Source organism: Clostridia bacterium (genome assembly GCA_014360065.1).
GTDB lineage: Bacteria > Bacillota > DSM-521 > Neomoorellales > JACIYF01 > JACIYF01.
On the sequence record JACIYF010000026.1, the window covers coordinates 1 to 14,281 of the forward strand.

Here is a 14,281-nt window from a genome sequence, read left to right on the forward strand (position 1 = left end):
TGTCACCTTCTCGGTTGCCCCTAACTTTTTTAGCTGAAGGCTGGCCTCAGGCGGAGGGAGGATTTGGTAGGCAGGGCTAGTCTCTTCCGGTCGGCAAATGTCCGTAGATAACGGGCAGGCAAGGCAACCTTAAAGGTGTAAAGGAAATCTGTCAGCTATTGGTTTTACATATAGAACTTAGTTTATCTGTCTGTATTTACCGAAAGGATTGGCTTTGGGAAAGGAGAAACCATTTGGGAATGGGGGCAATGAAGTATGGCCGTTAGAAAATTTATCATCATGGATCCAAAGGACAACGTGGCTACAGCCATTACTTCCCTCCATAAAGGAGAAGCAGTGGAATTGGCCGGAGGCAAGTCGTTAGTGCTCAAAGACGATATTGTTTTCGGCCATAAGTTTGCCCTTTGTGATATCGCTGCTGGGGAGGAAGTCATAAAGTATGGCCAGCCCATCGGCAGGGCTACCCAGCCCATCCCAGTCGGGGCCCATGTCCACGTTCATAACGTGGAAGGCCAGCGGGGCCGGGGGGACAGAGTCGAGAGCCTGCCTCATCCAGGGGCGGTTTCAAGCCAAGGCCACGGCTGTTGCTGCGGGTAGCTGGTCTCACTCAAAACGGGTGGGGCCCAAGGTTGAGTGCTCGGCAGCTGGAGATATACGTTTCTTCGAAGGAGTCTTGCGAGGAGGACGATGATGGTGGACCAAGAGGTTGCAACTAAAAGCCCTGTGCTCAGGGGCTATCGCCGCCCCGACGGGACCTTCGGGGTTAGAAATCACCTATTGATACTCTCTTCGGTGGTCTGTGCCAACCGGGCTACGGAAATGATTGCCCAAGCCGTGCCCGGAGCGGTGGCAGTAACTCACCAGCACGGTTGCTCAGTAATTGGTCCGGACATGGAGATGGTGCGCCGGACCCTAGCCGGTACCGGCAAGAATCCCAATTGTGGAGCAGTTTTGGTGTTGGGATTGGGCTGTGAGACTATAGATGCCCCGGGGCTGGCTGAAGAAATTGCTACCACCGGTAAGCCGGTAGATTATGTATCGATTCAGGAAGTGGGTGGCACTGCCCGGGCTATTGAAGTGGGCATTGAAAAAGCCCGGAACATGGCGGAGATGCTGGCCGCCATGGAACGGGAGCCTTTCTCCTGGGACAAGCTTATCTTTGGGACCGAGTGCGGTGGCTCTGATACCACCTCTGGGTTAGCCTCTAACCCGGTGGTAGGGGTAGCGGCTGACCTGGTAGTGCAGCATGGCGGAACGGCCATTCTCTCCGAAACTCCTGAGATCATTGGGGCGGAGCACCTCTTGGCTAAGCGCGGGCGCACTCCCGAACTCTCCCAGGCTATCCTCGACCTCATCCGAGAAGTGGAAAACCGCTACCTGTCCATGGGGGTGGACTTTCGTGGCGGCAACCCTTCCCCAGGTAACATTGCTGGTGGGTTGACTACCCTGGAAGAAAAGTCTCTGGGAGCCATTCATAAAGGTGGTACCACTCCGGTTAACGAGGTTATTGGCTATGCGTGCCGGCCCACCCAGAGGGGGCTGGTGCTCATGGACACCCCCGGTAACGATGTAGAGTCTATGACCGGTATGGCAGCTGGCGGATGCCAGATTATGGCCTTTACCACCGGTCGCGGGACTCCTACCGGGAACCCCATCTGCCCGGTCATCAAGGTTACCGGGAACCCTGAAACCTGGAACCGCATGGGAGGTGATATGGACCTAAACGCATCTACTATCATTACCGGCACCGAAACCATTGAGGAAGTAGGAGCAAGGTTGTTCCAACTCATTGTGGAGGTGGTAAACGGCAGGCTAACTAAAGCGGAAAGCCTAGGTCATCGTGAATTTGGTATTACCAGGTTAGGAATGTCGTTGTAGTGGTGGATTAGAGCCATGCCTTGAGCCGGCGCGGCGCAGGCGCGGCCAAGCACTAGTAAGAAGTAATGACGCAAATATGCACTCAACAACGCAGTTGGTAGTTAGCAGTCATGCTTTTAGACTCGTATTAAGCAAGGAGGCGTAATAATGGCCAAAACGCAGACTCCTCTTACTTTTCCGGAGCCGCCAAAGGAGTTAACCGGTGGCCGGTTCATGGAACTGCTAAAATTCTTCGGCCCCGGCGCCATCATGGCTTCGGTAACCATTGGCACCGGCGAGGTGCTATTTGCCAGCCGAGGCGGCGCGGTGTTCGGCTACACCATGCTGTGGGCCTTCGTCCTGGGCGCGATCATGAAAGGTTTTCAGACTTACTCCGCCAACCGCTATATCGTACTGACCGGCGAGCACCCCTTCGCCCGCTGGGCTGACCTCTTCCCGGGACCGCGGGGATGGTTTCCGGTCCTGATGGGCGTGCTCTCGGTGGCTTGCTTCCCAGCCTGGGGCGCAGGCGTACCTGGAACCCTGGCTACCCTTTTTGCTCAGATCTTTGGCATCATGAGCTCGCAGGCTTGGGCCACCATCCTCATCCTCCTGGCCTGGGGCATGTTCCTGGCCGGCGGGTATGATGCCATGGAGAAAGTGCAGATAGCTATCATTGCTGCCATGGTTCTGGCGGTACTGGTGGCGGTGGTAGCGGCCAAGCCAGACTGGCTGGCGGCCTTAGAAGGTAGCTTTATCCCTCAGATACCTCATTATGCCCCCTGGATTGCCGAGAAATATCCCAGCATTGCTTCGCGGCCAGTATGGGTAGAAGTGGTAACTTATCTCGGCGCCATCGGCGGCGGCACCTACGACTATATCGGCTATACCGGCCTGATGCGGGAGAAAGGCTGGGGCATCCTGGGCCGGTCGGATATCCGCGAGATTGAAGAAAAATTGGTTGCTCTAAAAACCGGCGAGCAGGTTCCCCTGTCCACCGACCCCGACGAGGTGAGAAAGGGCCTGGCCTGGGCCAAGGCGCCGATGATGGACAACATCGTCTGCTATGGCCTGCTGGTCCTTTTCACCATCGGCTTCATGGTCAACGGTGCCAACATCCTGCACACCCAGCAGCAGATCCCGGCTGGTAATGATCTTTTGACCCACCAGGTACAGTTCTTAACCTTGATTCATCCTGTGCTGAAATATCTCTACTACCTGGCGGTTACCTTTGCTCTATTCGGAACTGCCTACGGGTGCCACCAGGGCTATGTCTACACCTTCCGGGAGACCTTTGCTCCAGTTTCTAAGACCATCCGGGAGTACCCGGTATCCAAGATGCGGATCTGGACTTCAGCCTATACCGCCATCGGCGGCTTGCTGTTAACCTGGACCGGTTGGAATCCAGTAGCCATCGTTACCCCGGCTTCCATCGTCGGCGGGGTGCTCACCGGCGGCATTTGGTGCTTGGCTATGTACTACACCGACCGGAAGATGCTGCCCAAGCCCTACCAGATGAAGCCCTGGGTCGGGATTGCGGTCATCATCTCCGGTATTGCCATGACCGCTATGGGCGTGATTTCGGTATTGCAGTACTTCAAGGTGATACCTGGCTAAAGCTGATTGAATCAAGAGCGCAGCCGGGTTGGTCCTAGCCAACCCGGCTGGCATCAGGTAAGATAGGGTATGGTTCCTTTAGGATAGGGGCACGAGAAAGGGGGCAGGAACCGTGAAGTGGCATTACCTGGTAGCAGCCATTTGTTTGGGTGCCTTGGCCTGGTTTCGCTTCCAGGACCATTCCACCGTCTGGGGAATGCTATTCCTGGCCTTGGCCGCCATGTACCTGATTTGGTTCATCAACCCGGTGCTGAGCCCTAGCGGCCGCCGGGAGGCGGAAACCGCCAAGGGCCAGGGCAAGAAGAAGCGCGGATCCCGACCCAAAATTACGGTAGAGGAGCTTCTGGCCTACCAAAAGAAATATGGAAAATCGAGCCAAGGCTGGCTGGTATTGACCGTCGTCGCCTTGGCCTTAATGGTTGTAGGAATAGTTTGGTATCCGCCCTTAGCTGTGGTCATGGCAGGCATCGGCATCTATTGTGCCTGGCAATTTCGCCAGGTTCGCCGGGCCCTGCACCTGGTGAAGGAAGGGCTTGAGACCTTAGGGTATAAGCCCTCACCCGAAACCGAGTGAGGCGCCCGAAACCGCCAAGCTACCTAGCAACCAAAGAGGGAACACCTAGTGGCTACGGGGGCTGGCCCGAAAGCGATCCAGCACTCAATCAGCAAGCAACCAGGACTTAATGAGGGTGTCTTAGCACCTGGCTGGGCGGTACCTGGTGGATGGACAGATGAGTTGAGTGCTGGACCGAGCGGCTGAGCCACCTCAGCGACCATGAGGGCGACGGCGGGCCGGACCCAGCACTCAACTCACGAATCCAGGTATGGTGTCCACCTTAGGCAGGTAGTAGGTTGCTTAGAGTCTGTGGTCTGCTGGCAGTTGAGTGCTGGGGGAGCCGGCGACGGACATGGAGGTCGATTGGCCGGGCAGCCCGATGATCTGGAGATGCACTAGGTGGCTCCGTGCAGGATTACGGAGCCAAGGGCCAGTGCTCCAGGCTGGAGGTAAATATCCTCGGAGAAGGGGGCTATGGATTTGGCAAAACAAGATAAAGCCCGCTCCTACGACGTTCGCCATCTCTGGGTGCAGTCGGATGGCCTGAGGATGGGCATGAACTGGTCGGAGGGAGATTTGGATAAGCTACAAATATTGGTAGAGGACGTTTGGGGTGAAAGTCATCCTGGGAGCTTCCATCTGGATCGCTTAACAGAAGAGGTACGGGTAGGCATTTGGGAGAGCGGAGGCCGACCGGCGTCCTTCCACGTGACCGACATTTGCGACGGCTGGGCCAACGGCCACGACGGGATGAACTTTATCCTGGCCTCGCGGGAAGCCATGGCGGATATGGTGGAAATTCACGCCTCCGTCATCCCCTGGGACGGCATGGTATTGATATCCAGCTGCGACAAGTCGATACCTGCTCACCTGAAAGCCGCTGCCCGCATGGATATTCCTTGTGTTCACGTTCCCGGCGGGAGCATGCGCCCGGGGCCCAATTTGACCAACAGCATCCTAGGCGATGTCACTGCCTTGCGGGAGCAGGGACGAATTAGTGACCGGGAAGTTAGGGACCGGCAGCTGACCTGTGCTCCCACCTGCGGCGCTTGCCAATTTATGGGCACGGCCAGTACTCACCAGTGCATGTCCGAAGCCTTGGGTATGGCGCTTCCGGGAGCAGCCTTGGCGCCAGCTACTATGTCGGTATCGCTACATTATGCCCGTAAGTCGGGACAAGCCATTATGAACCTGGCCCGTAAGGGCATAACTGCCCGCCAGATTCTAACCCGGGAAGCCTTTGAAAACGCCATCATGGTCCATGCTGCCATCGGCGGGTCCACCAATGCACTTCTCCACCTTCCTGCCATTGCCGCCGAGATGGACATGGACCTGCCGCTGACCTTGTTTGATCATTACAATAAGATCATTCCTCACCTGGCCTGGGTTCAGCCCAGCGGCCCCTATCCCACCGAGGTGTTCTGGTTTGCCGGAGGCATCCCGCTGGTGCAGTGGTACCTCAGGGATTACCTGCACCTGGATGTAATGACGGTGACCGGTAAGACCCTAGGGGAAAACCTGGAGGAGCTAGAGAAGAGCGGGTTCTTTGAGCGCTACGTGGGCTTCTTGGGCAATTACAAGGTGGAGCGGGATGAGGTCATTAACCCGCCCGAAAAAAGCACCCTCACCGGTTCCATTGCCGTGTTGTATGGCAACTTAGCCCCTGAGGGAGCGGTGATCAAGTATTCGGCGGTACCTAAGGAAATGATGCATCATACTGGCCCGGCCCGGGTATTCGATCGCGAGGAGGACTGCTTCAAAGCGGTCACCGGAGGGCAAGTAGTCCCCGGCGATGTTCTGGTTATCCGTTATGAAGGTCCCAAAGGGAGCGGCATGCCGGAGCAGATCATGGTCACCGAGGCCATTGTAGCCGATCCAGCCCTGGCCTCAACTACTGCCCTCATTACCGACGGGCGGTATTCCGGCGGTACCCGTGGTCCATGCATTGGCCATGTCTGCCCGGAGGCAGTTGATGGTGGGCCGATTGCTCTTTTGAAAGATAAAGACATTATCGAGATCGATATTCCTAACCGCAAGCTCAATATAGTAGGACTGGAAGGGAAAAAAGCCACCCCCGAAGAAGTGGAGCAGGAATTAGCTCGCCGGCGGGCGACCTTTAAGCCCCCAGCGCCTAGATACACTCGAGGCGTTTTGGGACGCTTCACCCGCGGCTCCAGAGGTTCCGCCAAGGGGGCTGGCTTGGTGTAGTGGGACCCCACTTTTCCTAGCCACTTAAACTAGCGAAGGCGGCTAGGAAGAGGCGGCCCCGAGGCCCAATTTTGTTGTGAACGGGGGTTCAGAAAATGCAACCTAACCAGCTAAAGTCATTGTTAAAGAATGGGGGTGTTGCCTACGGTACCTTTACCCGCTTTGGATCCGGGGCGGCAGTAGAGATCCTCGGGTATGCGGGCTTTGATTTTGTGGTCATCGATATGGAACACGGCCCTTTTGGTTATGAGACGGCCCTGGAGCTGGCTCGAGCCGCCCGATCGGTGGGCATGAGCTCGGTGGTGAGGGTACCCGAAAATCGGCCTGCCTACATCATGCGGGCCCTTGACATCGGCGCTGACGGCGTTCAAGTACCGCAGGTGGAATCTGGGGAAGCGGCCCGAATGGCAGCCGGGGCAGCCCATTATCATCCTGAGGGGTATCGGGGAGTCTGCCGCTTTACCCGAGCCGCCCAGTACTCATCCATCAGCGCTGAGGAGCACTTTCGAACCTCCAACCAGGAAGTGCTAACCGTAGTTCACATTGAGGGTAAGGAAGCGGCCCGGGAAGCGGAAGCCATCGCCACCACTCCCGGGGTGGACGTGGTGTTTATTGGCCCTTATGACTTATCCCAGTCCATGGGCCTGCCGGGGCAGGTCAATCACCCCGATGTGGTAGCAGCCATAGATTCTATTATCAAGACCTGCCGCCGGCATGGGGTGGTGATTGGCACCTTTGCCGATACGGTAGAGACGGCGGCTTACTGGGTGGAGCGAGGCGCTCAGTATATCACCCTGCTAACCGATGTCGGTATTCTCACCCAGAGCTGCCAGGAGCTAGTGAAGAGCCTCAAGGCCATCCGGACTGGTGGCCATGCCCAATAGCAGCAAGCAGCCGGGCACGCCGGGATGCTGGCCCGGAAGCGATGTTAAGCCGACCTAGCACTCAACCATGAAGGCGGCGCGGGTTCTCGTAAGGGTCACGTTGTGCAGGCAGCTCTTGCCAGCATGACCCATTGAGAGGTTGAGTGCTGGGCGCCGAAGTCCGAGGTGGAGCTTAAGGTGGCTCCGCGTAGGATACGGAGCGGAAGAACAGCGCCCTAGCTACAAATATATGGTTGTTTGAAGGAGAGGAAGGCAATGGCGGGCGAAAACGTACCAACGAGGGAAGCCCTGCGACGGGATCTGTGCCGGATCCTGCCCGAAGATCAGGTGCTAACTGCCGATGAGGACCTTACCGGCTATCGCAACGATGCTTCCTGGTTTAAGGGGCAGCCAGATGCGGTGGTGCTGCCTACCAGCACCGAGGAGGTCAAAAAGTGCCTAGCTTACGCCTACAGCCATGACATCCCGATAATTCCGCGGGGAAGTGGCACCGGGCTTTCCGGAGGCGTAGTTCCTCTGCGTGGGGGAATCGTATTTGACCTGGGGCGGATGAATAAAATCATTGAAATAGATACCAAGAACCTCACCGCTACTGTTCAGCCGGGAGTGATCACCGGGGAGCTCCACCGGGCGGTGGAGAAGCTGGGGCTTTTCTACCCACCTGACCCGGCTACCTTGACCGTCTGCACCATCGGCGGCAACGTGGCTACCAGGGCGGGAGGGCCCAGAGGGGTAAAGTATGGAACTACCAAAGACTACGTCTTGGGTTTAGAAGCGGTGGTGCCGCCCGGAGAGGTCATCCGGGCCGGGGGTCGGACGGTGAAGTTCTCGGCCGGTTATGAAATTGGCCGCCTGTTTGTGGGCTCGGAGGGGACCCTAGGTATAATCACCGAGATCATCTTGAAGCTCATTCCCCTGCCTCCGGCCAAGAAAACTATGCTGGTGAGCTTTGCCACCATCGAGGCGGCGGCGGAAACGGTGGTGGAGATCATTAGCCGGGCAATTGTTCCCACCACCTTGGAGATCATGGACAAGAAGACCTTGCAGGCGGTGCAGGCTTTCCGTGATGTGGGCTACCCCACCGATGTGGAAGGATTGCTCATCATCGAAGTGGACGGGTCGGAGCGCCAGGTAGCCGAAGACATGGAGGTGGTGGAGCGAGTTTGCAGGGAGATGGGGGCCATCGAAATCAAGGTGGCTAAGGATCAGAAGGAAGCAGACGCTCTTTGGACCGGGCGCCGGTCGATGATGGCGGCATTTGCCCATATGCGGCCGACCTTATTGAGCGAGGATGTCACCGTTCCGAGAAGTAAGGTACCGGCCATGGTCAAAGCCATCCGGGAAATCAGTGCCAAGTATAATATCGAGCTGGGACTGGGCGGCCATGTCGGCGACGGCAACATGCACCCCAATTTCCTTCTGGACAAGCGTAACCGGGAGGAATTTGCCCGAGCGGAAAAGGTAATGGCGGAAGTGGCTCAGGCGGCGGTAGATATGGGCGGAGTGGTCTCCGGCGAGCATGGTATCGGCATCGCCAAAGCCGAATACTTGCGCTGGCAGTGTGGGGACTTGATGCTCCACTACATGCGAGAGATCAAGAAGGTATTCGATCCCAAGGGGTTGATGAATCCGGGCAAGATCTGGTGGGAGCAGTCCGCCCTAGGAACGCCAGGCCAAGGTTCGACCGAAGAAGGTGGCAGCCATGGAACAGGTCCGGTCAACTAACCTCAGCGACTATAAGGAGGCGCTTTTCTACTGCCTGCAGTGCGGGCTCTGCCAGGGCGACTGCCCTTCCTTCCGGGCCCTCAGAAAGAGTACCGCTACAGCGCGCGGGCACGTAAATCTATTGATGGACATCCTGGAGGGGAATCAGGAACTATCACCGCGGGTAGCCGAGCTTCTGGAAGAGTGCCTGGTTTGCGGTGGTTGCACCAACGTTTGTCCTTCGGGAATCAAGGGCGACGACATTACCGTCATGGCTCGCAAGCTGGCGATGGACCGCTACGGGTTGCCCTGGAAAAAGCGGGCTGCCCTCTGGGCCTTGGGAAATCTCCGCCGCACCGGGGCGCTCTTGCGCCTGGCCAGCCCATTCAAAGCGCTGGCCTTCAAGCATCTGGGCGACGCCAACCAGAGCGTGAGCCCCCGTTCCTTTCTGCAGAGCGTAGTGCCTTACCATGCCATCCCGGATTTTGGCGGACCTTGCTTTATTGACCGCTACGCTGGCCGTCACCAGCCCTCCGGCAAGCGGCGGGGAAGCTTAGCTTATTTTGTGGGATGCCTTACTAATCTGGTCTATCAACGGGTGGGCGAGCAGGTAGTGAAGACTCTAGTGGATCTGGGCTACGAGGTTTGGGTCCCTGCTGACCAGGGTTGCTGCGGTCTCCCGGCTTTGGTGAGCGGTGATCTGGAGGCGGCCCGGGGGCAGTACCTGAGCAACCTGCGAGCGCTGACCGCGGTCTCAGTGGACGGCATCATCACCGACTGCACCTCGTGCTGGCATATGCTGCACGAGAAAGGCCCCTGGCTGCTGGAGGGACAAGAAGGGCAAGCAAGTGTGGGAAGCGCATTCCAGGCGCGGGCGGTAAGCCCCAAAGCTGGCAACGGCGAAGGTCCGGGTTGGTTGGGACCCAAGGTTTGGGAAATAATGAACTTCCTTGAGGAGACGGGCAACTGGGACCGGCTGGAGGCTAGATCCCACGGGCGAACGCCGCTTAAGCTCAGCTATCACGTGCCTTGCCATGCCAAGGGCAGCACCGGCGTAAAGGAGGCACCACGGGAGTTTTTCAAGCGTAAGGAGGGGTTTGAATACCGGGAGCTGGACATGGCGGAGAAATGTTGCGGTAGCGGTGGTAGCTTTGCTTTCTTCCACTACGATATTGCTGACCGCATCCGCCAAGAAAAGATGGAAGACATCCGGGAAACCGGGCCAGAGGTAGTAGTCTCGGGTTGCCCGGCCTGCCGGATGCAGCTGGCCGATGGGCTGGCCAAGGAAAATTTGCCGGTGCGGATGGCCCACCCGCTGGAGCTGCTGGAGGTCAAACCCGAAGCCTAAGGGAATGGGGCCCCTGAGTGGCAGGGCCCCTCCAGGAAGATCAGATTAAGGGCGATCATAAGTGGCTGCCTTGGGAAAAAAGGCTAAAAGAAAATTAAATTTTGGTTTCGGAGCAGCAGGATTTTGGTTTAGCGCGTCGAATACCTACTCCATTGAACCAAAGTTCATTATATAAGACACACTGGCAAGGCATGGCTGCTTAACTGAGCAGCCTGGGCTCTTGACAGGAAACAGCAAGGAGGGGGGAGCATGGCCTCGAGGGCAAAGGAAAACCGCTACGAAGTTCCAGCTGTCCAAAGGGCAATCGAGATCTTAAGGTACCTCGCCAACCGGCAGGATGCCAGCTTAACCGATATCCATACGGAGTTGGGGCTGCCAAAAAGTACCGTGTACGGGATTTTGCTGACGCTGGAAGCGGAGGGGTTCATCCGCCGCAACCCTATCGATGGGCGGTTCCAGTTGGGATTGACCTTGTTTGAGCTGGGCAGCTGTGCCGTGGCCCGGATCGACTTTCGCAAGGAAGCCTTGCCCTTTATGGAGGAGCTGATGACCAAGACGCGGGAAACCTGCAATCTGGGGGTAATCGATGGCAACGAGGCCATCTACCTGGAGAAGGTAGAGTGCCCGCGGCCAGTCAAGCTTAGTTCTTGGCCCGGGAAAAGGATCCCCCTTCACTGCACCGCCTTGGGCAAAGTCCTGCTGGCGGGACAGCCCGACAGCCGGGTGAGTGCCATCATCGAGAAGACTAACTTTGAACAGTATACGCCCAACAGCATAACCACGCCGGAGCGCCTGTGGGCAGAAATAGCTGAAGTGCGGAGGCAAGGGTATGCAGTGGATAACGAGGAGCATGAGCCCGAAATCCGGTGCGTGGCAGCGCCGGTGCGGGACCATCGAGGTGAGGTGGTGGCTGCTATCAGCATTGCTGGACCCACGTCGCGGGTGGGACTGACCGACATTCCCAAACTGGTGACGCTCCTGAAGGAGACCTGCGCTAAACTCTCAGCCCGGTTGGGGTACCGGAGCGACATTGCAGCACTATGGGAGTAAGGAAAGGAGATGCAGTCGTTGTCAGAGAAGAAGTTCTTGATGGGAAACCATGCCATCGCCCGCGGGGCGGCCGAAGCCGGCGCCACCGTGGTAGCTGGTTATCCCGGAACCCCAGCATCAGAAATAGTGGAGGATTACGTCCAGTACCCGGGAGCCTATGTAGAATGGGCTGCCAATGAAAAGGTGGCCACCGAGATCGCCATCGGCGGATCGCTGTGCAACCAGCGCAGCCTGGCGGTCATGAAACACAACGGCACCAACGTGGCCACCGACTTCATCATGCACCTCAATTTCACCGGGGTAAAGGGAGGAATGGTGCTTTTGTCCGCCGATGACCCGGGCGCCAATTCCTCCCAGAACGAAGAGGATACCCGGATCCTGGTGCATACCTATGGTCACCTGCCCGTCTTCGATCCCTCGACGCCGGCCGAAGCCAAGGCCATGATCAAGGATGCCTATGAGCTATCGGAGAAGACCGAGCTCTGCTTCGTCCTGCGTCCGGTGATGCGCATTTGCCACGCCCGCTCCATCATTGAGCTGGAGCCGCTTCCGGACAAGCTAAGAGAGCCCAGCCTTGAGAACGACCGCTCCCGCTACGTCATGAGTGCGGTAGCCGAGCCGGCTTACGGCGGCACCCTGCGCCCGGTAATCCGCCACCGCTGGCTCAATCAGAAGCAGGAAGAGCTTTCCGCCATTATGGAAGAGAGCCCCTACAACTGGATCGAGGAGGGCGAAGGCGAGGTCGGCCTGGTGGGCTGCGGCATCGGCTATTCGTACATCAAGGAAGCTCTGGAGATCGCCGGAAAGAAGCTGCCGATCTTAAAGCTTGGCACCCTGCCGCTGCCAAGGCAAAAAGTAATCCAGTTCCTCCGCTCGGTGAAGAAGGTCCTGGTCTACGAAGAGGTGGAACCGGTGGTGGCCCGGATGCTCCGGGAGATCGCCTATACCGAAGGCATTGAAGTGGAAGTGCTGGGCCGGGACAACTTCCTCCCTCCCGAGGGAGAAATGTCCGCCACCTACGTGCTTAAGAGCCTGGGCCAGGTAGTTCCCTCCTTCAAGGATGATTTGCCTTTTGCCCATGAGCCCATCCCGGTGCCTACCCGCATCCGCAGCCAGTGCGTGGGCTGCCCTTACCGGGGTATGCTCCATGCTCTAAAGACCACCATCCGGAAAAACAAGGGCATCGTCACCGGCGACATCGGCTGCCACGACGCGGGAAGCTTTGCCCCCATGGAGGTGCAGTCCACCATCTACTGCATGGGCTCCTCCATCCCCATGGCCATCGGCATGGCCAAAACCGGCATCGACCGGCCCATCTACGCCATGATCGGGGACTCGACTCTCTTCCATAACGGCATCATCGGGCTTTTGGATGCCATCTACAACCAGGCCAACGTCACCGTCATCATCAACGACAACCGCACCACCGCCATGACCGGCTTCCAGCCCCACCCGGGCAGCGAGGTCAACGTTCGCGGCGAGGAAGCTCCCTATATGCACATTGACAAGATCGCCAGCGCCATGGGGGCCAAGGTCTACTATATCGAGCCCTACGACATTGAGGCCACAAAGAACACCTTCCTGGAAGCGGCCAAGGAGCCGGGCACCAAGGTGGTCATCGCCAAGGCTCCCTGCTTCCTCCGGAGCTCGCGCTTGGGGATAAAGACCTTCCCCGAGCGGGTGGTCAAGGTGGACCCGGAGCGCTGCAACGGCTGCAAGGTGTGCATCAACGACTTCGGTTGCCCGGCCTTGATCTTTAAAGACGGCAAGGTTCACATCGACGAAGCGACCTGCGTCCACTGCGGGCTGTGCGCGGACGTATGCAAGAGGGGGGCTATTAAGTGAAGCTGAACCTGGTGATTGCTGGCGTGGGCGGCCAAGGAAACATCTTTGCTTCCGAGGTCATCGCCCAGTACGCCATGAAGAAAGGATACAACGTCTTTGGTACCGAGACCATCGGCGCCGCCCAGCGGGGCGGTTCGGTGGTGTCCCACGTGCGCATTGCCGACGGTCCTATCTACTCGCCCCTGGTGCCCCAAGGACAAGCTGACTACCTGGTAGGGTTTGAGCCCATGGAGGCTCTGCGCTATATCAACCTGACCAAGCCGGGGGCTACCTTCCTGATCAACCGGAGCCAGGTACCGACTATTTCCATCAACATGGGACTGGACCGCTACCCGGAGGAAGGGGAGATAATCAAGACCTTGTCGGAAGCTGCCTCCTGTGGCTACGCTATTGACGCCACCAAGGCGGCGGCCCAGATGGGCAACACCATCTATACCAACGTCATCCTCCTTGGGGCCCTGTCCAAAATCTGCCCGCAGCTGGAGCCGGAAGGGATATTGGAAGCCATCTTGGGGCGTCTCAAGCCCAAGACCCATGAGGCCAACCGCAGGGCCTTTGCCCTGGGGCAGGAATTGGTGAGCGCCCCCGAGGCCAAGGTTCTGTAGCCCATAAACCTTAAGTCTGGCCGGGCGCGGTTTCCACCGGGCTTCAGCCAGCGAGCTACCAGCTTACGGCCCGTCACCCGGGAGGCTGCCCTCCTCCCGGGCGGGCAGGGCCGGTGAAAAGGACAAGGGGGTAGTGAAGGATGGATTATTCTAAGACTATTAAGACCTTTGATGACTTCAACGTGGGCGACAAGGCCTGCTTTGCCAAGACCATCACCGATGCCGAGGTGGCCTTGTTTGCCGGGATTACCGGCGATTTCAATCCCCTGCACATCGATGACCAATATGCCAGCTCCACCAGGTTTGGGCGCCGGGTGGTGCACGGGATCTTTAGCACCGGCCTCATCTCCACTGCTCTTACCCTCCTGGGGACGGGCTGCGTTTATCTGTCCCAGGAAGTGAAGTTCAGGCGCCCGGTGTTTGTGGGAGACACCATTACTGCCGAGGCGGAAATTATCGAGAAGCGGCCCGAGAAAAACATTCTCATCGTCAAGACCACCTGCACCAACCAAAACGGGGAAGTGGTGGTAGATGGGCAGGGGGTGCTAATGGCGCTGAAAGAGCTTAAGCCGGAGACCTAACAAGAGGCACGAGACCGCCGTTACCG

12 protein-coding genes are annotated in these 14,281 nt (G+C 57.9%); all 12 read left to right on the forward strand.

Annotated elements, in window-relative coordinates; all coding sequences use genetic code 11:
• Window positions 1-255: 255 nt before the first annotated feature.
• The 12 genes from H5U02_05875 (at window position 256) to H5U02_05930 (ending at window position 14,255) form a co-directional block, all read left to right on the forward strand.
• Window positions 256-597: a UxaA family hydrolase gene (locus H5U02_05875; GenBank protein ID MBC7341959.1), complete on the forward strand. Its 342-nt coding sequence runs from the start codon at window positions 256-258 to the stop codon at window positions 595-597.
• Window positions 598-690: 93 nt separating this feature from the next.
• Window positions 691-1,878, forward strand: coding sequence for a UxaA family hydrolase (locus tag H5U02_05880; protein MBC7341960.1), 1,188 nt, complete (start codon window positions 691-693; stop codon window positions 1,876-1,878).
• Window positions 1,879-2,025: 147 nt separating this feature from the next.
• On the forward strand, window positions 2,026-3,474 hold the full coding sequence (locus H5U02_05885) for an Nramp family divalent metal transporter (protein MBC7341961.1): 1,449 nt from the start codon (window positions 2,026-2,028) through the stop codon (window positions 3,472-3,474).
• Between the two features lie 112 nt (window positions 3,475-3,586).
• Window positions 3,587-4,048, forward strand: coding sequence for a hypothetical protein (locus H5U02_05890; GenBank protein ID MBC7341962.1), 462 nt, complete (start codon window positions 3,587-3,589; stop codon window positions 4,046-4,048).
• 456 nt (window positions 4,049-4,504) lie between these two features.
• Complete coding sequence (locus H5U02_05895) at window positions 4,505-6,238, forward strand: dihydroxy-acid dehydratase (protein ID MBC7341963.1); 1,734 nt, start codon at window positions 4,505-4,507, stop codon at window positions 6,236-6,238.
• Between the two features lie 95 nt (window positions 6,239-6,333).
• Window positions 6,334-7,122, forward strand: a complete 789-nt coding sequence (locus H5U02_05900; protein ID MBC7341964.1) for an aldolase — start codon at window positions 6,334-6,336, stop codon at window positions 7,120-7,122.
• A 255-nt stretch (window positions 7,123-7,377) separates the two neighbouring features.
• Window positions 7,378-8,847 (forward strand): FAD-binding protein, encoded by a 1,470-nt coding sequence (locus tag H5U02_05905; protein ID MBC7341965.1) that lies wholly within the window; start codon window positions 7,378-7,380, stop codon window positions 8,845-8,847.
• Entirely contained in the window at window positions 8,825-10,174 is a 1,350-nt protein-coding gene (locus H5U02_05910) for a (Fe-S)-binding protein (protein MBC7341966.1), read from the forward strand. The genes H5U02_05905 and H5U02_05910 overlap by 23 nt, the downstream gene beginning before the upstream one ends.
• Window positions 10,175-10,423: 249 nt before the next feature.
• Entirely contained in the window at window positions 10,424-11,224 is an 801-nt protein-coding gene (locus H5U02_05915; GenBank protein MBC7341967.1) for an IclR family transcriptional regulator, read from the forward strand.
• 18 nt (window positions 11,225-11,242) lie between these two features.
• Window positions 11,243-13,069, forward strand: coding sequence for a 4Fe-4S binding protein (locus H5U02_05920; protein MBC7341968.1), 1,827 nt, complete (start codon window positions 11,243-11,245; stop codon window positions 13,067-13,069).
• Window positions 13,066-13,674 (forward strand): indolepyruvate oxidoreductase subunit beta, encoded by a 609-nt coding sequence (locus H5U02_05925; protein ID MBC7341969.1) that lies wholly within the window; start codon window positions 13,066-13,068, stop codon window positions 13,672-13,674. The genes H5U02_05920 and H5U02_05925 overlap by 4 nt, the downstream gene beginning before the upstream one ends.
• Window positions 13,675-13,814: 140 nt before the next feature.
• Window positions 13,815-14,255, forward strand: coding sequence for a MaoC family dehydratase (locus H5U02_05930; protein MBC7341970.1), 441 nt, complete (start codon window positions 13,815-13,817; stop codon window positions 14,253-14,255).
• Window positions 14,256-14,281 lie beyond the last annotated feature (26 nt).